Consider the following 20,324-nt stretch of genomic DNA (forward strand, 5'->3'; position numbering starts at 1 on the left):
CCTCGTCACAGACATCCATAGAGCGCTCGGACCAGACGGTCGGCGCGCGGATCGTTTCCCGGGTTGTCCCCGAACTTGGGTATCCACTGGTTCATCGCGTAGCCCACGCCCATCCCCTCGGCGGGGTCGACGTAGGCGAAGGAGCCGCCGATCCCGCGGTGGCCGAAGGCGTCCGGGCGGGGGCCGAACTCGCCACCGTTCATGGTGAAGCCGCGCCCCCAGCGCACCGGGAAGCCGAGCACCCCGTCGAAGGGATCCCCCTCCACGAGGGTGGCCTCGGCGACGGTGGCGGGGCCGAGCAGCGGCGGCCGTCCATCGCTGCCCCAGGCCACCGCGCCGTAGATCCGCGCCAGGGCGCGGGCGTTCGCGTGGCCGTTCGACGAGGGGATCTCCGCCGCGCGCCAGCCCGGATCGTTGGCCGACTCCGGCGGGTTGACCGGATTGGTGAAGACCCTCTCCATCATCGCGAGCACGTCGGGCGGCGGGGGCTCCTGCGCGCCGGAGCGCACGTCGGTCCCCATCATCCCGGCGAGCACCGGCCCCATCCGCTCGGCGAGACGCGTCTCCTCGCCCGGCCCGTCGTCGGGCACCAGGCTCGCCGGGCCGACGATGTCGGCGACCCGCGCGGTCTCCGACGCCGGGACGCCGATGAACATGTCGGCGTCGAGCGGGCCGGCGAGGCGCTCGCGGAGGAAGGCGCCGACGCCGCGGCCGGTGACCCGGCGGATCAGTTCGCCCGCGAGGAACCCGTACGTCCGCGCGTGGTAGCCGGTCCTCGTCCCCGGCGGCCACAGCGGCGCGGCGCGTTCGAGGATCCCGGTCATCCCGGCCCAGTCGTACAGGTCGTGGGTCAGCAGTGGCGGGTCCACCGCGCACAGCCCGGCGCGGTGCGACAGGATCATCGCGACGGTGACGTCCTGCTTGCCGTTCGTGGCGAACCCCGGCCAGTACCGGCCGACCGGCGCGTCGTAGGCGAGCCTCCCCTCCTGGACGAGGAGCGCCACGAGCAGCGCGACCACGCCCTTCGTCGTCGAGTAGACGTTGACGATCGTGTCGTCGCGCCACGGCCGGGTGCGCGCCGCGTCGGCGTGCCCGCCCCAGAGGTCGACGACGGTGCGCCCACGGTGCACGACCGCGAAGGACGCCCCCACCTCGACGCCGGTCTCGAAGTGTTCGGCGAACACCGACCGGACCCGCTCGTAGCGCGGCTCGCAGGTCCCGTGGACGGTGCCGCCGCTCACCGCCGGCCTCCCGGCCCGGGTTCGGACCCCACCGGGACGCCTGCCGCCGTCGGGCGGCCGGTGGCCGGGTCCGCCTCGGCGTCGGACAGCATCGCGCGCACCCGCTTCCGCAGGCCGGTGATCGCGTCGGGGAGCGACTCGGGCGGTCCGTCGTTGTGCACGACCACGTCGGCGTGGCGCTTCGACGGCCCGACGAAGCGCTCGAACATGGGGCGGATCGTGCGCGGGTACTGCCGCAGCGTGTGCGCCACGCCGAGCCCGCGGCTGGACTCGTCGCGCAGGAGTCGGCGGTGCAGGCAGAGGTCGAGCGGCGCGTCGACGTAGATCCGCAGGTCGAGTTCGCGCCGCACGACCTCGGACGCGAGGACGAGGATCCCCTCGACGACGATCAGCCGGTGCGGGTGCACCCGGCGCGTCACCGGCAGCCGGGAGAACGTGGCGTAGTCGTACTGCGGGGACTCCACCGGGCGGCCGGCGCGCAGCGCCGCGAGGTGCTCGGCCAGCAGGGTGTCCTCGATGGCGTCGGGATGGTCCATGTTGGCGTCGGCCCGCTCCGGCCAGGGGACGGCGCTCTGGTCGCGGCAGTACCAGTCGGCGCCGACGACGAACGCGTCGCCGGGCTGGTCGCGGGCGAGAATGTCCGCCACCAGCGACTTTCCCGACCCGGTCGGCCCGGCCACGCCGACCACCCACGCGCGGCGCGCCGCGTGCGCCGGGGGCGTCATGACGGCTTCCCGGGCAGGCCGGAGGCGACGACCTGGTCGATGATCCGTTTCGCGACCGTGACGGGATAGACCGGGTTGCCCGGCGCGGAGGTCTCCTTCGCGAGCAGCACGCCCCAGGCGCCGTCGAGGACGAGGTTCGTCAGGTCGAGCACCTCGGACCGGTTCGGCACGTACCGGGTCATCGTCGTCTCCAGCACCTGGGTCGCGATGATCACCGGCACGTCCCGGGCCCGCGCCCGTGCCACCACGTGCTTCTGGTAGATGCCGAGCAGCTCGTAGGGCGCCTGGATCGCCAGGTCGCCGCGGGCGAAGAGGACCAGGTCGGACGCGTCGAGGATCTCGTCGATGTTCCGCACCGCCTCGCTCGTCTCGATCTTGGCGACGAGCTTCGGGCGCCAGCCGGCTTCGACGTCCGGCCCGTTCGCGGGCGGGTGCGGTGCCGCGGCGTACGGCGCGAGCAGGCTGCGGATCTGCGTCATGTCGCGGGCGTCGGAGACGAACGAGAACGCCAGGTACTCCGGCCGGACGCCGCCGAACGCCGCCGCGACCTCGGCGACGTACCGCGCCGCGTCGACGGCCCGGGTCGGCACGCGCGCGAGGTGGATCGACTTGCCGTCGCTGAGGTACCACTTCGTCAGCGCCACGGCGTCGAAGCGGTCCCCGTCGACGACCTCCGTCACCCGGAACGCCAGCTCACCGTCGCCGATGACGAACACCTCGCCCGGCGTGACGACCCCGTCGAACGTGGGCACCTCGACGAGCACGTGGTCCGGCCCGGTCTGGAGCGCGTGCCGGCAGACGAACCGGAACGTCTTCCCCCCGGGGACGTCGTGCTCCGCGCCACGGAACGTGTGCAGCCGCTGCTTCCGCCTGGGGAACGGGAGGTCCACCATGATCGGGACAGCGGTACGGGGCGCCGCCGGGCCGGGGGACGTCGGGCGATCCGCGAGCGCGCGCCTCGCGCCGACGATCCGCTCCACGGTCTCGTCCAGCGTCTTCATCGTCGCGGCGTTGTACCGCAGCACGTCGGCCCCGGCGTCGACGATCGCGCGTACCAGGTCGTCGTGGTGGCTGCCGTGCCCGATGGTCGCGATGATCTGCGGTGCGGTCATTCCCCCGCTCCCACCCGCAGGAGGTCGGCGGCGGGGACGCCCGGCCCGCCGCCGTACCGACCGCCCGCCGAGCCCCGCGCCCGCTCGTCGGCACGCGCGGCGAGGATCTCCGCGACCACCGTGTCGAAGTCGAACGTCGACTCCCGCTCCACCGGCGACCAGGCGAGCAGTTCCCGCACGTCGCGGTACGCCTGATCGAGCACCATCAGGTTGTCCAGGCTCTCCAGATCGCGGGGCGCCTGCCCGCGCCGGTCGATCCGCGCCCGCGCCTGCTCGGGCGACACCGTGAGGAAGTAGCTCAGCGCCGGCCGGGGAAAGTACCCGAGCAGCCGCAGCGCCGGGGCGGGATCGGTGCGGTAGTGCAGGAGCTGCGCGCAGACGTCGTAGACGTAGCGATCGCAAAGAATGATCTTTCCTTCGTGGTGCCGGAGCGTCCGCGTCAGGTGCTCCAGCCAGTCGGCCATCAGCGCGTGGAGGTAGACCTGCGGATCGAGCCGCGTCACGAAGCTGGTCAGGCTGCCGAACTGCGCCTCGCAGAACGACTCGACCGCCTTGCAGGTGAGGTACACCGGTCGGCCCGCGAACGCCGGGAGCCCTCGCCGGCGCAGCGCCTCCGCGACGGTCTCCGCGTACGTCGTCTTGCCGGACCCGTCGATCCCCGAGAAGGTGATCAGCACGGGAGCGCTCCGGCCGACGCCCCGGGGCCGACGCCCGCGGCGGCGCGTAGCTTCGCCAGCGGTTCGTCGCCGCCGTCCCGGCCGGTGACCGGCGGGAGGACGCGGGACGCGGACCGCGCCCGGTCGACGGCGGGGCCGCTCGCGTAGACCGCCCCGTCGTAGGACGAGGCGAGGAAGATCCCCGGCACGCCGGACCAGGCGAGGCTCGATATGCCGGCCGCGGTGGGGCGGTGCGGGGTCAGCCAACCGCCCGCCGCCAGGTCGTAGACGACGATCGTCCCGTCGTAGCTGCCGGTGGCGACCAGCGACGTGACCGGGCAGGCCGCCACGCACTTGATCGAGTGGCGGTGCGGCGACTCGATCCGCCGAACGCCGTCGCCGCTCCACAGCCGCAGGTGCAGATCGCGCGACACCGACGCGAACAGGCCCGGCGCGACCGCCACCACGGCGTTGGCGATCTTGTCGTGCGCGCCGTCGAGCCGCTCGACGAGCGTTCCGTCCGCGGCGTGGTACGCCGCCGCGCGGTTCGCGCTCACGCTGAAGAGCACCTCGCCGTCGCACGCGAGTCCCTTGATCGCGTTCGTGTGGAGCGGGATCGTCCGGGCGAGGCGCGGCGACCCGTCCTCGGCACGCTCGAACAGCAGCCCCTCGCCGGTGTACGCGCCGACCACCGCGTTGGTCGCCGGCGGGCCGGCGTCCGCGGGCGAGCCGGGCGCGGGGACGAGCGCCCCGCAGTTGAGCGGCGACCGGTGGCGGTGCACGAGCGCCCCGGTGCGCGCGTCGAACAGTTCGCCGGTCTGCCCGCCGGTGAGGACGAGGTCGTCGCCCCGCCCGTCGCCCCGCCACTCCAGCAGGAAGTTGCACAGGCTCGGCAGCCGCCGCGCGAACCTGCCGTCGACCCGGACCACGCCGGCGTCGCCCACCGTCCAGACGGCGCCGTCGATCACGGCGGTCGCGTTCACCCCCTGGGTGTCCTCCACCCGCGACGCGTCCCACTCGCCGGTCGCCCGGTCGTACGTCGCGTACGTGCTGCCGAACGTCGCGAACACGGTCCGGCCGTTCGGCGCGGCGGCGGCCGACCGCATCCAGATCGACGGCGGGGCGGCCGTCTCGCTGACCAGCGTGAGGAGTTCGGTCGCGCTCGCCGACCACACCTTCACCCGCCGGTCGTAGCTCATGCTGATCAGCGCGTCCGTGGCCTGGTCGAACTGGAGCCGCTTGATCCCGGCGTCGTGGGCCCTGACCGCGCCGCGCTTCTCGCCGCCGTCGATGACGACGATCTCGCCGTCGTCGTTGCCGGCGTAGAGCCGGCCGTCGGGGCCCACGACCACCGTGTCCGTCTCGCAGTCACCGAGATCGACGACGTGTTCGAGGCGCCCGGCCTCCGCGTCCCACAGCCGGACCGTCCCGTCGTCGCTGCTCGACACGAGCCGCCGCCCCCCGGCGAGCCACTGCACGGAGATGACGTCGGCCTCGTGCCCCGCGAGCACGTGCACGAGCCCGCCCTCGCGGGTGAAGACGCGGATCCTCCGGTCACGTGACGCGGTCGCGACCCGCTCGCCGTCGGCGCGGAAGGCGACCATCTCGACGTCGTCGTCGTGCCCGGCGTACACCGCGGCGAGGGTCAGGTCCGGCACCCGCCACAGGCGCGCGGTGTGGTCGCTGCTCGCGCTCGCCAGGAACCGCCCGCACGGGCTGAACGTGCACTGGTTGGCGAGGTGGTCGTGGAACGAGCGGGCGACCGGCAGGTGGGTGGCGGCGTCCCACACGATGAGCTGGTTGTCGTACCCCGCGGTGGCGACGTACTCGTCTTTCCAGCAGGCCACGCCGCTGATCGGGGCTATGTGCTGCACGCGGGGTCCCTTCCGTCCTCGGCCGAGGCGTCCTCGGCCACGCGAAGTCCGATGGCGTAGAGCGATTTCGGGTACGGCCCGTGGCGACGCCCGCACCGCGCGAGGTCGCTGAAGCGGTTGAACGCGCCGCCGCGGGCGATCCGGTAGTGGCCCAGGACCTTGAAGAGGTCGTCCTCCACGAGCTCACCGCCCGGATAGGCGTGGTAGTGCGTCGAGACGTACTCCTCGACGTTGCCGGCCATGTCGAGGACGCCGAACGGCGACGCCCCCGCGGGGAACGTGCCCACTGCGGTGGTCGACAGGAGACCGAGGTCCATCGTGTTGGCGCACGTGTCGCGGAAGTCGTGCCCCCACGGGAAGTCCTGCTCGCGCCCGGCCGACGCCGCGTACTCCCACTCGTACTCGGTGGGCAGGCGGAACGGCCGGCCCGTGCTCGCGGCGAGCCACCGCACGTACGCGTCCGCCATCGCTGGCGTCACCGTGTACACGGGGTGGTTCGCACACCCGACCGGCACCCGCCCGAACGGCCAGGACGTGGGCAGTTCGGTGTGCTCCGTGTCGGCGAGGAACAGCGCGTACTCGGCGTTCGTCACCGGGTACTTCGCGATCCGGAACGCGCCGACCTTCGCGGCGAACCGCGGGCACTCCTTCTCGATCCAGTTCCGCTGGACGCCGTACCTCGAATAGCGCCCGTGCAGTTCGTCGACGCGCGACGGATCGAGCCCGAGCCGCACGGTCGCGCCGGGGATTGTGATCATCTCCGGGTCCAGCGGGCGGATCCGCGGGTCGCCGGCAATGCCGAGAAGGAGGCCCGCGGCGAGGCGCGACTCCAGCGACGCCCCGGCCGACTCGACGACCGCGACCCAGCCGGGCGCGCCACGGTCGCGGAGCGCGTCGACCGCCGCGCCGAGATCCTCGAACCGCGGCGACACGTAGTGGGCGGGCAGGCCCATCGCCGCCCGGTCGGAGATCGAGTTGATCTCGCCGTGGACGACGACGCCGGCGCCACCGGTCGCGCGGGTCGGCCGCGCGGGCCCGACCGCCGTGCGCGCCGCCGTGTCGCCGCTCGGGCCCGGGGCCCCGCCGGTCACACCGGTTCCCTCGTCGCGTCGGCGTCCGCCGGCTCGTCGGTGGGGAGGTGCCCCGGGTGGAGCCGCTTGACCTCCAGGTAGGCCGAGGGGTATCCGGCGATCTCTGGCATCACGGTCCTGACCCCCGTCTCCGATGGGGCGTCGGCGAAGCTGCGCAGCGTCCAGGGCCAGGCCGGCCCGCCGACCGTCGGGCGGGACCCGGCCGGCTTCCATCGGGATCGGCAGGGGCGGGCCCCCGGCCGTCAGCTCGATCCCGGGTACGGGTGGGACCCGCGGCACCATCGGTCGCTGGACGGCCCGGCGGGCGGCCCCACCCGCTCGGGCGGCCCCGCCAGGACCGTCCCGGGTCCCGGGCCGAATTGGGGCCGGAACCGGCCGGTCACCGCGAGAGGCAGGCGTCCACCGGGCGGGACTGCCGATTACATCGGCACCGACCGCCGTAAATGGAAATTACGCCGATACCCATGCCGGTCACACCGAAATTCTCTTGCCAGATCCGCCGTAGTCGTCCAATGACGTTGTCGTCCACAACAATCACAGCGCCTCCCCGTTGCTGGCCATCGTGCCCGACGGGTCGGGGGCTGACAAGACCTCGACGGCCGTCACCGCGGGTGGGCGGTTCGCCCGACGATCTTCTCGCGGCCGTCGTCATCCGTCCCGGCAATCAGGGTATGACCTGCATGAATGGCCGGAACGCCGGACGCGCGGCAGGGCCGGCGGCGTTTTCCTGGCGGTCACCCCTCCCCGATCCAGGTCGGATGAGCGACACCGTCGTCAGTCGCCGCCCGGGCCACCCCGGAAAGCCGTCGAACGCGCGAGCGGAATCGGGTCGGAATGCGGACAGCCCAGCCGAAAAGGCGAATCGTCAACCTCGATCTGCCGAGCGGCGACGCTTCGTCAACTGAGACGCACGTCACATTTTCCGACCAGCCGGCCCGGGGATGGGACTCCCACCAGGCCCGCGACCTGCGGGCCCTCCGCCGCTCGGCACCACCGGGGCGCCGGGTCAGCGCCCAGGCGGGGTGGCGGGTTCCCGCAATCGCTTGACTACGTTCCGCATCCTGCCGCAGGATCGGCACTTCAGTCTTGCGGGGGCAGGGGAGCTGAAGATGTCGACGATTCCTGGGCGTGTGCGAGCCGGCTCAGCACTGGCGCACTAGCAGTGCGCCTCACGCAACACCGAGCGAACACGCTCGATGTCCCGTTGCATGGTGGCGATCAACTCCTCGATCGAATCGAAGCGCTCGGTAACGCGTACCCGCTCGACGAAGTCGGTTGTCACCGTCTGGCCGTAGAGGTTGGCGGACACGCCGAGCACGTGCGGCTCAACCGTGCGCCGACGGCCCGCGAAAGTGGGGTTCCGGCCGATCGAAATCGCGGCGGGGTAGCAGATGCCCCCGACCATGTCCCCGTCGGACCAGCCCTTGTCGACCACCGTGAACCAACCCGCGTAGATGCCGTCGCCGGGCACCACCGAATGCTCGGCGAGGGCGAGGTTCGCGGTGGGAAAGCCGAGACCGCTGCCCCGGCCCTCGCCGTGCACGACCACCCCCGCCACCCGGTGCGGGCAGCCCAGCGTCTCCGCCGCCGCGGCCACGTCACCCGCCAGCAGGCGTTCCCTGACGTAGGCCACGGACAGCCGGTCCGGCTGCCGCTGCCCGGGCGAGTCGACGGCGTGCACGGCCACGCCGGTACGCCGGCCCAGCGCCGCCAGGTCGCCCCCGCCGGCGGCCACGGCCACCGGGTCGAGCACCAGTTCCACCGCCGGCAACTTCGCCACGAGGGTGGCGACCGCCGGCTCGTCCCAGCCGCCACCTGCCGGCGCGACGGCGAGCGGCTGCACACAGATCGCGTCGACGCCGAGGCCCGCGAGCAGTCGTCCGTCGTCCTCGACGGCGGCGGCCTCGGCCGGCGAGGGCACCACGAGCAGCAGCACGCAGGCCACCCGGAGGCGACGGGCCTCCGCGACGGCGCTCCACACCAGCCGGTCGCTTCCGAGCTGCGATCCGTCGCTCACGGCAAGGACGCACGGGCCCACATCGGAAGGTACGTCTGAGACGCCTCGCCAGATACGCACCGTGCCACCTTACCGGTCTGCCGGGGCGGCCCCGCCAAGCTCGGCGAGCGGCGGGGCGCCCGCCCGACGACCGCCCGGATCGACCATGACGACAGGAGTCAGCCTTGAGAGGATCCCGAGTCCGGGCGGCCATCGCCTCGGCGGCCGTCATGAGCCTGTTGCTCACCGCGTGCGACGGTTCCGAGTCGTCCGGCGGCTCCGGCGCCCCGGGCGAGCGGAGACAACCGGACGTCAACGGAGACGGCAAGGTCGTCGTCGGCATCCTGAGCCCGGGCGACACCAAGGACGGCGGCTACTACCAGAGCTTCGTCGACGACGCGAACAAGATCGCTCGCGCCGCCGGCTGGGAGGTCCGCACGATCGACCGGGTGAACCCGGCGGTCGCGCTCACCCAGGCCCGCAACCTCTGCCGACAGCGGGTGGACCTGATCGCCGTGGGCGCCGGCGAGCTGAAGGACGCGCTGACCGCTGCCCCGGAGGACTACTGCCAGGGGGTCAACTGGTACGTCAACAGCGGCAGCGGCATCGCCCAGACCGAGTACTTCGCCCAGTCGAAGGACGTCATCAACCAGACCCTCTACGCGGCCGGCTACGCCGCCGGGCTGCTGCTGCAACGCTCCGGCGGCAGCAAGGCCGGCTACATCACCGGCCCTGAGCTCGACTTCGCCAAGCAGGGGGCCCGCGCCTTCGAGACCGGGCTCCGGGCCGTGCTGCCGAAGGCGCAGCTCGTCGTCACCTACACCGGCAGCTTCAACGACTCGGCCAAGGCCAAGGAGGCATTCGTCGCGCAGCGCGCCCAGGGGGTCGGGATCGTCTACCCGTACCTCGGCGGGGCCACCGACGCGGTGGCCCGGGAGGCGAACCTGGCCGGGGTCCCGGTGCTCACGCCCGGCACCGACCGGTGCGCCGACAGCACCGTGCGGTACGCGGTGTCGGTCGTCTTCAGCCCTGGCACGTACTTCGCGGCGGCCCTCGACGAGTTCCGCGACGGCACCCTGAAGATGGGCACGACGAGGCTGTGGACCCTCGGCGTCGACCCCGTGCCGACGGTGCGGATCTGCGCCCCGGAGGGCGACCAGCAGGCCCGGCTCGACCAGGTGATGAAGGACATCGGCAGCGGCCGGCTCGACGTGGACGCAGCGGTTGCGAAGCTTCGGTAGACCGGTCCGGGCGGCGCGGGGCGCCGAGGCACCGGCGGTGCAGCTCCAGGGCCTGACCAAGCGGTTCGGCCCGGTGCTCGCCTGCGCCGACGTGTCGATGACGGTGCTCCGCGGCAGGATCCACGGCCTGCTGGGCCAGAACGGGGCGGGCAAGACCACCCTGATGAGGATGCTCGCCGGCCTCGTCCGCCCCGACGCCGGACGGATCCTGGTCGCGGGCCGGCCCGTGACCGTCACCGACCCGGCCACCGCCACCGCGCTCGGCATCGCCATGGTCCACCAGCACTTCAGCCTCGTGGGGCGGCTGCGGGTGTGGGAGAACGTGGCGCTCGGGGGGCGCGGGCGGCTGGACAGCCGCTGGACCCGCCGGGAGATCGGCCGGGTGGCGGACGGGTACGGCCTGCTCGTCGACCCGGACCGCCGGGTCGATGAGCTGACCACCAGCGAGCGGCAGCGGGTCGAGTTGGTCAAGTGCCTCATCCGTGCGCCGCAGGTGCTGATCCTCGACGAGCCCACCTCGACGCTGACGCCGCCGGAGGCGCGGCACCTGCTGTCGGTGCTCCGCCGGGTCGTCTCCGACGAGTCCCGCGCGGTCGTCCTGATCAGCCACGACCTGGACGAGCTGGCGCACGCCGCCGACGAGGTGACCGTCATGCGCGACGGCGCCGTGCTGGCCCGGCGCAGCGCGGCGGAGGTCGACGTCGGCGAACTCGGCCGGCTGATGGTCGGCGACCAGCTACCCGCCGCCGTCGCCGCGCCGGCGGGCGAGCCGCGGGAACAGGTGCGGCTGCGGATCCGGGACGCCTGGGCCACGCAGGCGCGCCGGCCGGTCCTGCGCGGCCTCGACCTGCGGGTCCGGGCCGGCGAGATCGTGGGCGTCGCCGGCGTCGAGGGCAGCGGTCAGGGTGCCCTCGCCGACCTGCTGTCCAGCCTGCTGCCGCTCGACCGGGGCAACGTCGAGGTGGACGGGAACCCGGTGCCGCCCGGCCGGCCGGGCGCCATGCAACGCGCCGGTGTCGGAGTCGTGCCGGAGGACCGGCACGTCTCGGGATGCGTGCTCGACATGAGCGTGGCCGAGAACCTGGCCATGACGGATCTCGGCCCGGTGTCGAGGTGGGGATTCGTCAGCCGCGGGCGGCTGCGCCAGCGGGCGGAGGCGACTATCCGCGAGTTCGCCATCGGCGGCGCGTCGCCCGACACCCCGTTGCGGCTGCTCTCCGGCGGCAACCAGCAGCGGGTGGTGCTCGCCCGCGAGCTCGGCGCCGCCGCCTCGGTGCTGGTCGTCGCCCAGCCCACCCGGGGGCTCGACGCCGCCGCCGTCGAGCACGTCTTCGCGCGGATCGGCGGCCTCGCCGCGCAGGGGGTCGCCGTGCTGCTGATCTCCAGCGACCTCGCCGACATCCGCCGGCTCGCCCACCGGATCGTGGTCCTCCACCGGGGTGCCGTCGTCGGGGAGCTGACGCAGGCCACAGCCGATCCGCAGCGGCTGGGCCTGCTGCTGGGCGGCCGGCCGGAATGACCGACCGAGTCGCCCGGATGCGCCCAGCCGTACCGGCCAGGCTGGTGACGCCACTGGCCTACCTGGCGTCCTTCACCGTCACGATGACGGCGGTCGCCCTGCTCGTGGAGCTGACCGGACACTCCGCCGCCGAGGTCGCGCTGACCCTCTACCAGGGCAGCTTCGCGGATCTGCTCTCGCTGGGGCGGGTGCTCGACGAGGCGACGGCGCTGCTGCTGGTCGCGACGGGTGCGGTGGTATGCGCCCGGGCCGGGATGTTCAACATCGGCCAGGAGGGTCAACTGGTGATCGGCGCCCTGGCCGGCGCCTTCGTCGCCCTGCGCGTGCCCGCCCCCGGTTGGCTGGCGCCGGTGCTCACCCTCGGCGCGGCGGCGGCCGGCGGCGCCCTGTGGGCCGGCGTCGCCGCCGCCCTGCACTACTGGCGCCGGGTCAACGTGGTGATCGGCACGCTGCTGCTGATCTTCCTCGCCAGTCAGCTCGTCTCCTTCGCGCTCAACCGGGACTGGCTGCTCCAGGAGGCGACGCCGGCCGGCCAGAACCGGCTGCCCCAGTCGGCCGTCCTGCCCGCCGCGGCGCACCTGCCGCGGTGGGGCCGATACCCGGGGATCGAGGTGGGCGCGGGCGCGCTGCTCGCCATCGGGATCGCCGCGGCGACGGTGGTGCTGCTCGCCCGCAGTCAGTGGGGCTTCCGGCTGCGCCTGCTGGGGCTCAACCCGGTCGCCGCCCGCCGGTCCGGCGTCCGCGCCGGCCTCGTCGGTGGGGGCGCGCTGCTGATCTCCGGCGGCTGCGCCGGCCTGGCCGGGGGCGTGGTCCTCGCCGGCGACGTCCACCGGATGCAGGGCGGCATCGCCAACAATCTCGGGTGGGAGGGGCTGCTCGTGGCGCTCGTCGCCCGCCACCATCCCGCCGCCGTCGTGCCGGTCGCCGTCCTCTTCGGCGCGCTGCGCGCCGGCGCGGGTTTCCTCGCCTCCACCGGCGTCCCCCGTTACCTGGTGTCGGTGCTGACGGCGCTGATCGTCATCGCCTCGACCCTGCCGGCGGCGTTCGCCGAACTGCGCCTGCGTCGGCGTCCCGGGCGGAGCCGGTCGTGACGGGCCTCGAACTCGTCCTCGCCAGCGCGCTGCGGCTGAGCGTCCCCCTGCTGTTCGCGGCGCTGGGCGAGTGGATCGCCGAGCGGGCCGGCGCGCTGAACGTCTCCCTGGAGGGAATGATGCTGGCCGCCGCCTTCGGCGGCTACGTGGGCGCCGTCGCCACCGGCTCCTCCGCGCTGGGCCTGCTCTGCGCCGCCGCGACGGGGCTGAGCGTCGCCCTCGCCCTGTCGGGCATGAGCTACCGGCTCACCGTCGATGCCAACGTCGTCGGCCTGACCCTCAACGTGCTGGTCCTCGGCCTGACCAGCTACCTGCCGGCGCCCACGGAGCCGGTGGACGTACCGCACCTGACCGTCCCCGGCCTGTCGGCCCTGCCGGTGGTGGGCGGCGCGCTGTTCGACCAGCCGTGGCCCGCGTACCTGCTGCTCGGCCTGGCGCCGGCGCTGTGGTGGGTCGGGTACCGCACCCGCTGGGGCCTGGAGCTGCGCGCCTGCGGGGACGGTCCCCGGGCCGCCGACGCCTCGGGCGTGGACGTGCCGCGCCGACGTCGCCAGGCGGTGCTGGTGTGCGGGGCGTTCGCCGGTCTCGGCGGCGGCTACCTGGCGGTCGCGGAGGTCGGGCTCTTCAACCCGAACATGACCGCCGGACGCGGCTATCTCGTCCTCGCCGCCGTCATCTTCGGCGGCTGGACGCTGCGCGGGACGCTGGCCGGCTGCCTGCTCTTCGGCGCCGCCGACGCGATGCGGCTCGCCCTGCCGGCGCTCGGGTACCAGTTCAACCCCCAGCTCCTCCTGGCCACGCCGTACCTCCTCGCGCTGCTCACCATGACCGTCCTCGCCCGCCGTGGGCACGGCCCCGCCGCCCTCGGCGTGCCCTTCCGGCGGGGGCTCACATGAGGCGGTGGGCGGCCGGACGGCCCCCGCCCGCCGGTCGACACCGCCCGAGAGAAGCCACCCCCGGCAACACTAAGGAGCCCCCGATGACCATGCCGGACCTGCCCCGCCGGCCGCTGATCCTCAACGCCTTCGGCCTGGGCGCGGTCAGCCCCTCGGGGTTGTGGGCCCACCCCGACGACAACTCGACGGGGTACACCCGGATCGAGCACTGGATCGAGCTGGCGAAGCGACTCGAACGGGGCGGCTTCGACGGGATCTTCATGGCCGACACGCTCGGCCACCAGGACGTGTACGGCGGGAACGCGGACGCGGCCCTCCGCAACGGCGTGCAGTCCCCGCTGCTGGACCCGCTGCTGCTGGTCTCGGCGATGGCAGCCGCCACCGAGCACGTCGGCTTCGGCGTGACCGTGTCGACCACGTACGAGCAGCCGTACCAGCTCGCCCGCAAGTTCAGCACGCTGGACCACGTCACGAACGGCCGGATCGCCTGGAACATCGTGACCAGCCTCCAGGAGAGCGCGGCCCGCAACCTCGGGCTCGACCGGCAGGTCCCGCACGACGAGCGCTACGACCGGGCCCAGGAGTTCATGGAGGTCTGCTACAAGCTGTGGGAGGGCTCCTGGGAGGACAGGGCCGTCGTCGCCGACCGGGCCGCGGGGGTCTACGCCGACGCCCGCCGGGTGCACCCGATCGACCACGTGGGCCGGTACTACCGCGTGCCGGGCGCCCACCTGTCCGAGCCCAGCCCCCAGCGGACCCCGGTGCTGTACCAGGCCGGCGCCTCGCCGAGGGGCCGGGAGTTCGCCGCGCGCAACGCCGAGGTCGTCTTCCTCGGCGGGCACTCGGCCGAGTCGGTGAAGCGGTCGATCGACCTGATCCGGGGTCGCGCCGTCGAGCTCGGGCGGGCGCCGGACTCGATCAGGTTCATCACGGCGGTGAGCGTGATCACGGGTGCCACGGACGCCGAGGCGCAGGCCCGGTACGCCGAGCTGACGACCTACCCGAACCACGAGGCCGCCCTGGTGCTCTTCTCGACCTGGACGGGCGTCGACTGGTCGAAGTTCGACCCGGACCAGCCGCTGGTGCACATCGAGACCGAGGCCAGCCGGTCGACGTTGGCGGCCTTCACGCAGATCGACAAGAGCCGCACCTGGACCCTGCGGGCGGTGGCCGAGTACATGGGCATCGGCGGCATCCACCCGAAGTTCGTCGGGTCCGGCGAGCGGGTGGTCGACGAGATGGTCGACTTCGCCGACCGGACCGGCCTGGACGGCTACGCGCTCGCGGACGCGGTGTTCCCCGGCACGTTCGAGGACTTCATCCGGGAGGTCGTCCCCGTGCTGCGGGACCGTGGGCTGGTCCGGCCCTATGCCGCGACACCGCAGACGCTGCGTGAGCGGTACCAGGGCACGGGCCAGCGCCGGTTGCGCGACGACCACCCGGGCGCCCAGTTCCGCAAGCTGGACGGCTCCGGGTCGGAGCGCTGAGCCGCCGCCCGGCCCCCACGGCTCGCGGCACCCCGCCCGCCCGGCCCTGGCGGTCACCGGCCGGGGTTCGGTCCGCGGGTCGCAGCGGGGTGACCTCGTCACCGACGAGGAGTACCAGGCCCCACCCGCCCCGGGCGGGCGGCGGGTCGAGCCGGTCAGGCGCCGCGCGGGGCGTACATGATGACGGCGACGCCGAGCAGGCAGATGGCTGCGCCGGTCAGGTCCCACCGGTCGGGGCGGAACCCGTCGACGAGCACGCCCCAGGCGAGCGAGCCGGCGACGAACACCCCGCCGTAGGCGGCCAGGATGCGGCCGAAGTTCGGGTCGGGCTGGAAGGTGGCCACGAAGCCGTAGGCGCCGAGGGCGATGACGCCCGCGGCGACCCACCACAGGCCGCGATGTTCGCGCCAGCCCTGCCACACCAGCCAGGCGCCGCCGATCTCCGCGAGCGCGGCGAGGGCGAACAACAGCAGCGAACGGAAGACGGTCACCTGCCGGACCGTACCCCAGCCACCCTCGCCGGCCCCCGCACCGCGCTCCCCGGAACCGCCCGGTCAGCGACCCAGCAGGCGCTGCACGGCCCGGCGCAGGCGGGCCCGCAGGCCCGGCCGGGCCGGGGTCAGCAGGACCGGTGCCGCGCCGTCGGCCGCGCAGTGGAAGCTCAGCGGCAGGCGGGCGTCCTCGGTCCACCCGTTCTCGGTGAGCCGCGCCTTCAGGATCCAGGTGCCCTCGGTCCGGCCGGCGTTGAGGGTGGCGAAGTCGAGCCGGGCGGTCGCGTGGTGCACGAGGTGCACCCGCCCCGGCCCGGCCGACCGGACCGGTTCCTCCTCGGCGCGCTGGTCGACCGGCAGGAAGAACTCCTCCCCGCCGTCCCTGCGCCGCACGACGACGTCGAGCCGGGCCTTGGACCGCCGGTCCGTGACGTCGAGCAGGTCGGGGTCGACGCCGTCGACGGGCAGCGCGAGCCGGTGCCGCCCGTCGGAGACGGCGAGGGTGACCGGCTGGTCGCCGGACTCCAGGTGGGCGGTGACGGCCAGGGTGACGGCGGACCCGGCCAGCAGGTGTCCGTCGACACGGGCTCGGACCCGGACCCCCGCCTCCCACTCGGCGAGCCGGCGCAGCTCGGCCAGCCGGTCCCGCGCGGTGAGGGACGCGATCGCCCGTTGCAGCGGCGGCAGCCCGGCCGCGACGCCCGGCGCGAAGCGCTCCCGGATCACCTTCCCGCACTCCAGCGCCACCCGGGTCGCCCAGTCCGGCGGGGCCTCCAGCAGTCGCTTCCCGCGCAGCCGGTTGATCATCTCGTTGCGCAGCCAGCGCCGGTGCAGCCTGTCGCGCACCGGGCCCGGCTCGGTGTGCGCGTCGACGATGTCCAGCGCCTCGCGGAGGTTGGCGTAGTACCCGGCCGGGTCGAGCCTGCGGGCGGTCACGTTGCCGGCGTCCGCACGCCGGAGGTGGTGGTAGCAGACGTAGTCGGCCAGCACGCAGGTGCGCCGGGACAGGAACATCGCCCGGGTCACCATGGCGTGGTCCTCCAGCCGGCGGGGCCCCTCCGGGAACCGGATCTCGTGCTCGTCGAGGAAGGACCGGCGAAACAGCTTGTGCGCGGTCAGGCTGTCGATCAGCGGCGAGTTGGCCAGGGTGGCGTCGCAGCGGTCCCGGCGGAACAGCTCGCGCGGCACCGAGCGCCCGTGCCCGGCCATCTTGCCGACCACCATGTCGGCGTCGTGCTCGACGGCGTGGGCGTGCAGGCGTTCCAACGCCTCGTCGCCGAACCAGTCGTCGTCATCGGCGAAGAAGACGTACTCGCCGCGGGCGTGGGCGACGCCGAGGTTGCGCGGCCGGGACGGCCAGCCCGAGTTGTCGATGTGCAGCACGCGGATGTGCGGGTGCGCGGCGGCCAGCTCGTCCAGCCGGGCGGGCGTCGTGTCGGTGGAGCCGTCGTCGACGAACACCGCCTCGAACTCACCGGGCGGCAGCGACTGGCGCAACAGCGAGGCGACCAGCTTCTCCAGGTGTGGCCCGGAGTTGTACGCCGGCACCACGACGCTGACTTTCGGAGCACTCGTACTGGCGGTCATCGTCTTCTTCCCCGTCGGATCCGCGGATCGTTGGTCGGCCTCAAATGCCCATCATGGACCGTTGAAGGCACCGCATGTTGTCTCTCCTGTGTCCGACTCGTTACACAAAAACACCTCTGACGTCCTCCGCCCCGGCAAGATCGACATCACCGGCGACGTGCTCGGGTGACCGGTGGCAGGCTGCTGGCGGGACCGGCGGAGGCCGTGTGAGCGGCGAGCGCCGAGGGTAAACCGGGACCATGCGATCGCTGCGTACTTCGCCGCCACCGCCCCGCGCCACCGAGCTGCGCTGCTGGGCCCTGTCCACCGGGGCGGAGCTGCGCAATCTCCGCGCGTCCCTGCACGAGGCACTCACCGGGCACGCCCTCGCCGAGGGCGAGGAGCTCGACGGCATTCCCGAGCGGGTCGTGCTGGTCGCCACGGAGCTGGCCACCAACGCCCTGCTGCACGGGCTGCCGCCGACCACGGTCCGGCTGCTGCGCGGCGAGGAGGTGTTCATCCTCGACGTCGCCGACCGCGACCTGAGCACCGTGCCCGAACTGGCCGACATCCGCCCGCTGGGCGCCGGCGGTCGCGGCCTCCAACTCGCCCGGGCGTTCTCCCTGGCGGTCGGCTGGTACGCCACGGAGGACACGAAGCACATCTGGGCGTCCTTCCCGCGCGGGGAGGGCCAGGCAGACGGCTGAGCGGCCACCCCAACGACGCCACAGTGCTGCGGGTTCGCCGGGTGGACCCACCCCGGAGCCGATCTGCGGAGCCGACCGACGACGAGCGGGCCGGGCCGGAGGGCCTTCCGGCCGGTGTCGGTCGTCCGCGCCGGCCCCGCCCGTCACCACCGCGGTACCCGCCCCAGGGGGCGGGACGGAGCCGACGGCGGCCCGGCGGGCGTGGCGGGCGTGGCGGCGCTCACGCCCGGCCCGGCACGCCCCGGCGGTACGGTTCCCGGGGCGGACCGGCACCCGGCCGCCCCGCGAGCCGCCGGCCGAACACCGGGGACCAGAACCGACGGAGGACACCGTGCCGGACGCCGACGAGTTGGTCGCCGATGCCCTCGCGGCGGCGCGTGGCACCGACGTACGCGCGGCGGAGCGGCTGCTGGACCGGTTGGTGGTCGGCGCGGGCGTCGCGGACGGCCCCGCAGCGGTGGACGCCGCCCTGACGGCCCGGCTGGTGCGCGGCGTGGGCCGGCTCTGGCCCCGGGGCTGGCAGCCGGCGGACCTGGCCCGGATCGCGGCCCGCCGGCTCGGCCCGCCGGCCGGGCGGCTGGCGGTCGACCTGGCCGCCGCCCAGCGCCGCGACCAGCCCGGTCCGGTGCCCGGCTGGTGGGACGACCAGCTCGCCGGCCTCGACGCGGCCGTGTGGTGGGACGACGATCGCCGGTACCTGACGTCCTGGGCGGCCCGGGAGGGCACCGACCGGATCGCCGCCCTGCGCGACGCGGTGGACGTGCTGGCGCTGGTCGAGGGGCTGCCGCCGATCGCGGTGCTCCGCCCGCCACCTGGCACGACCGCCCCGGCGGCGGCCGTCCCGGCCGGTGGCAGCGGGTCGCGGATGCTCGACCGGGTGCGGGCCCTGCTGGCCAAGGCCGAGTCGACCACCTTCCCGGCGGAGGCGGAGGCGCTGACCGGCAAGGCGCAGGAGTTGATGACCCGGCACAGCCTCGACGTCGCCCTGGTCGCCGCGACCGCCGAGCGGGCCGACGCGCCCGGCGGCGTGCGGCTCGGCGCGGAGCCGCCGTACCCGGGGGCGAAGGCGCTGCTGGTGCAGGAGGTGGCGGCGGCGAACCGGTGCGAGTCGGTCTGGTCCGACGACCTGGAGTTCGCCACCGTGCTCGGCTTCCCGGCCGACCTGGCCGCCGTCGAACTGCTCTACACGTCGCTGCTGGTGCAGGCCACCGCCGCGATGCTGCGGGGCCGGGCCGGGCGCCGGTCCACGGGCGGCAGCCGCCGGACGAAGGCGTACGACGAGTCGTTCCTCAACGCGTTCGCGCTGCGGATCGGCGAGCGGCTGCGCTCGGCCACCGACGAGGCCAGCCGGGAGGCGGCCCGGGAGCAGGGGGCGGACCGGCTGCTGCCGGTGCTCGCGGCCCGCACGGACGCGGTGCGGGAACGGCTGGACGACCTCTTCCCCGGGGTCACCCGCAAGCGGCTCACGGTCTCGGACGAGGAGGGCTGGTCCTCCGGCACGTCGGCCGCCGACCGGGCGTCGCTGGACCCGGCCGGCCGCCCGTCCCGGCCGCTGCCCGCCGGCCACCGGCCCGCCCGCCGCTCCGACCGCTGACCCGCCGGGCACCTGGCGCCGGTTCAGCCCCGGGTCGCCCCCGCGCGGAACGGTCCACACCGACGTTCTCGCCGGGCGTCAGGCGCGGCACTCCCGGGCCAGCTTCGGCGGGATGTTCACGAAGGTGGTGCTCATCCACTTCACCGGGCTGGCCGATCGGGCGCCCGCGTCGAGCTGCTTCGCGGTGGCCCTGATCAGCGCCTCGATCTGCGGGTCCTCGGCGCGGGCGGCCTGCTTGCGTACGCCGTCGGCCAGGCCCGAGAGGGTCCGCTTGAGCCGGGCGTCGAGTTCCTCGTTGGTCGCCTCGTCCCGGGTGGCGTCCGCGGAGTCCGCGACGATCTTCTTGCTCCCGGTGAGGATCAGCTTGTCGACCGCCCGGCACACCTCGTCGGTGTTGGCTGCCGTGACGGCGGACGGCGACCCCGACGGGGTCGGCGCGGCGCTGGTGGCCGGCACGGCGGTCCCGGTCGACACGGTCGAGTCGCTGGTGGCCGGCGCGGCGGCCGGCTCTGCGCCGTCCTCCGCCGACTGGCAGCCGGCGGCGAGCGCCGCCAGCGTCAGCAGGGCGGTGGCACGGAGCGCGGTCACGGCACGACGAGACATGTTCTCCCCCGTTCGGTGGTGGACCGTGCCAGCATGCCGGACGTGTCACGGACCGTGCCCACCGGCACGAGGGTGTCCACCCGGCCGGCAGCGGCCCCGCCCGTGGTACGCGGCCACCGGCACGCAGCGCGCCGGGCCGGCGTGGGCCGGCCCGGCGCGGGTACGAGCTGTTCAGCTCTTGAAGGCGTCCTTGATCTTCTCGCCCGCCTGCTTGAGCTTGGCGCTGGCCTGGTCGTTGCGCCCCTCGGCCTCCAGCCGCTCGTTGTCGGTGGCCCGCCCGGCGCCTTCCTTCAGCTTGCCGGCCGCGTTCTCGGACGTGTTGGCGATCTTGTCGTCGATACCCATGCGAACCTCCAGCGTTTCTGGTTTCCCAGTTCTTCGACGCCCTGGATGTACCCCGCCGCCCGGCCGCCCAACCGTCTTCGCCCGGGCGA

Annotated in this window: 18 protein-coding genes; 7 read left to right on the top strand and 11 right to left on the bottom strand. The window is 74.1% G+C overall.

Going from position 1 to position 20,324, the window contains the following annotated elements; translation table 11 throughout:
* Positions 1-5: 5 nt before the first annotated feature.
* The 7 genes from OOK41_RS30675 to OOK41_RS30705 form a co-directional block, all read right to left on the bottom strand.
* Positions 6-1,241 carry a serine hydrolase domain-containing protein gene (locus OOK41_RS30675; protein WP_266267591.1) on the bottom strand — a complete coding sequence of 412 codons (1,236 nt, stop codon included), beginning with the start codon at positions 1,239-1,241 and terminating at the stop codon, positions 6-8.
* Positions 1,238-1,966: a uridine kinase gene (gene udk / locus OOK41_RS30680; RefSeq protein ID WP_266267592.1), complete on the bottom strand. Its 729-nt coding sequence runs from the start codon at positions 1,964-1,966 to the stop codon at positions 1,238-1,240. The genes OOK41_RS30675 and udk overlap by 4 nt, the downstream gene beginning before the upstream one ends.
* On the bottom strand, positions 1,963-3,078 hold the full coding sequence (locus OOK41_RS30685; protein WP_266267593.1) for a pyruvate kinase: 1,116 nt from the start codon (positions 3,076-3,078) through the stop codon (positions 1,963-1,965). The genes udk and OOK41_RS30685 overlap by 4 nt, the downstream gene beginning before the upstream one ends.
* Complete coding sequence (locus OOK41_RS30690) at positions 3,075-3,755, bottom strand: hypothetical protein (RefSeq protein WP_266267594.1); 681 nt, start codon at positions 3,753-3,755, stop codon at positions 3,075-3,077. Before OOK41_RS30690 ends, OOK41_RS30685 begins: the two co-directional genes overlap by 4 nt.
* A complete protein-coding gene (locus tag OOK41_RS30695) occupies positions 3,749-5,608 on the bottom strand; it encodes a WD40 repeat domain-containing protein (RefSeq protein ID WP_266267595.1) in 1,860 nt (619 codons plus the stop codon). The genes OOK41_RS30690 and OOK41_RS30695 overlap by 7 nt, the downstream gene beginning before the upstream one ends.
* Positions 5,596-6,699 carry an SUMF1/EgtB/PvdO family nonheme iron enzyme gene (locus tag OOK41_RS30700; protein ID WP_266267596.1) on the bottom strand — a complete coding sequence of 368 codons (1,104 nt, stop codon included), beginning with the start codon at positions 6,697-6,699 and terminating at the stop codon, positions 5,596-5,598. The genes OOK41_RS30695 and OOK41_RS30700 overlap by 13 nt, the downstream gene beginning before the upstream one ends.
* Positions 6,700-7,855: 1,156 nt before the next feature.
* Complete coding sequence (locus OOK41_RS30705) at positions 7,856-8,716, bottom strand: riboflavin kinase (protein ID WP_266267597.1); 861 nt, start codon at positions 8,714-8,716, stop codon at positions 7,856-7,858.
* Positions 8,717-8,880: 164 nt separating this feature from the next.
* On the opposite strand from OOK41_RS30705, the gene OOK41_RS30710 reads away from it, so the two are divergent.
* The 5 genes from OOK41_RS30710 (at position 8,881) to OOK41_RS30730 (ending at position 14,929) form a co-directional block, all read left to right on the top strand.
* Positions 8,881-9,936: a BMP family ABC transporter substrate-binding protein gene (locus tag OOK41_RS30710; protein ID WP_266267598.1), complete on the top strand. Its 1,056-nt coding sequence runs from the start codon at positions 8,881-8,883 to the stop codon at positions 9,934-9,936.
* Positions 9,920-11,455, top strand: a complete 1,536-nt coding sequence (locus OOK41_RS30715; RefSeq protein WP_266267599.1) for an ABC transporter ATP-binding protein — start codon at positions 9,920-9,922, stop codon at positions 11,453-11,455. Before OOK41_RS30710 ends, OOK41_RS30715 begins: the two co-directional genes overlap by 17 nt.
* A 44-nt stretch (positions 11,456-11,499) precedes the next feature.
* A complete protein-coding gene (locus OOK41_RS30720) occupies positions 11,500-12,546 on the top strand; it encodes an ABC transporter permease (RefSeq protein ID WP_165878113.1) in 1,047 nt (348 codons plus the stop codon).
* Positions 12,543-13,442 carry an ABC transporter permease gene (locus OOK41_RS30725; RefSeq protein ID WP_266267600.1) on the top strand — a complete coding sequence of 300 codons (900 nt, stop codon included), beginning with the start codon at positions 12,543-12,545 and terminating at the stop codon, positions 13,440-13,442. The genes OOK41_RS30720 and OOK41_RS30725 overlap by 4 nt, the downstream gene beginning before the upstream one ends.
* Before the next feature lie 83 nt (positions 13,443-13,525).
* Positions 13,526-14,929, top strand: a complete 1,404-nt coding sequence (locus tag OOK41_RS30730) for an LLM class flavin-dependent oxidoreductase (protein WP_266267601.1) — start codon at positions 13,526-13,528, stop codon at positions 14,927-14,929.
* Between the two features lie 155 nt (positions 14,930-15,084).
* Here OOK41_RS30730 and OOK41_RS30735 read toward each other — a convergent pair whose 3' ends face one another.
* Positions 15,085-15,420: a YnfA family protein gene (locus OOK41_RS30735; protein WP_117668662.1), complete on the bottom strand. Its 336-nt coding sequence runs from the start codon at positions 15,418-15,420 to the stop codon at positions 15,085-15,087.
* Between the two features lie 63 nt (positions 15,421-15,483).
* Complete coding sequence (locus tag OOK41_RS30740) at positions 15,484-17,007, bottom strand: glycosyltransferase family 2 protein (RefSeq protein WP_266267602.1); 1,524 nt, start codon at positions 17,005-17,007, stop codon at positions 15,484-15,486.
* Positions 17,008-17,246: 239 nt separating this feature from the next.
* Between OOK41_RS30740 and OOK41_RS30745 the strand changes: the two genes are divergently transcribed.
* Both OOK41_RS30745 and OOK41_RS30750 read left to right on the top strand, forming a co-directional pair.
* The gene (locus tag OOK41_RS30745) at positions 17,247-17,693 is read left to right on the top strand and encodes an ATP-binding protein (RefSeq protein ID WP_117668660.1); all 447 of its coding nucleotides are present in this window, start codon (positions 17,247-17,249) and stop codon (positions 17,691-17,693) included.
* A gap of 331 nt (positions 17,694-18,024) precedes the next feature.
* On the top strand, positions 18,025-19,287 hold the full coding sequence (locus tag OOK41_RS30750) for a DUF2786 domain-containing protein (RefSeq protein WP_266267603.1): 1,263 nt from the start codon (positions 18,025-18,027) through the stop codon (positions 19,285-19,287).
* A 78-nt stretch (positions 19,288-19,365) separates the two neighbouring features.
* Here the strand turns inward: OOK41_RS30750 and OOK41_RS30755 are convergent, their stop codons facing one another.
* Together OOK41_RS30755 and OOK41_RS30760 are read right to left on the bottom strand one after the other, a co-directional pair.
* The gene (locus OOK41_RS30755; RefSeq protein ID WP_266267604.1) at positions 19,366-19,875 is read right to left on the bottom strand and encodes a hypothetical protein; all 510 of its coding nucleotides are present in this window, start codon (positions 19,873-19,875) and stop codon (positions 19,366-19,368) included.
* 186 nt (positions 19,876-20,061) lie between these two features.
* Complete coding sequence (locus tag OOK41_RS30760) at positions 20,062-20,235, bottom strand: CsbD family protein (protein ID WP_117668658.1); 174 nt, start codon at positions 20,233-20,235, stop codon at positions 20,062-20,064.
* Positions 20,236-20,324: the final 89 nt, after the last annotated feature.

The sequence above is a fragment of the Micromonospora sp. NBC_01655 genome (genome assembly GCF_026339755.1).
Lineage (GTDB): Bacteria > Actinomycetota > Actinomycetes > Mycobacteriales > Micromonosporaceae > Micromonospora.

What these genes read in the sequence shown, in the direction of transcription:
- OOK41_RS30685 (WP_266267593.1), bottom strand. Translation starts at nt 3,078, where the DNA reads ATGACCGCACCGCAGATCATCGCGACCATCGGGCACGGCAGCCACCAC.
- OOK41_RS30730 (WP_266267601.1), top strand. Translation starts at nt 13,526, where the DNA reads ATGACCATGCCGGACCTGCCCCGCCGGCCGCTGATCCTCAACGCCTTC.
- OOK41_RS30740 (WP_266267602.1), bottom strand. Translation starts at nt 17,007, where the DNA reads ATGACCGCCAGTACGAGTGCTCCGAAAGTCAGCGTCGTGGTGCCGGCG.
- udk (WP_266267592.1), bottom strand. Translation starts at nt 1,966, where the DNA reads ATGACGCCCCCGGCGCACGCGGCGCGCCGCGCGTGGGTGGTCGGCGTG.
- OOK41_RS30745 (WP_117668660.1), top strand. Translation starts at nt 17,247, where the DNA reads ATGCGATCGCTGCGTACTTCGCCGCCACCGCCCCGCGCCACCGAGCTG.
- OOK41_RS30760 (WP_117668658.1), bottom strand. Translation starts at nt 20,235, where the DNA reads ATGGGTATCGACGACAAGATCGCCAACACGTCCGAGAACGCGGCCGGC.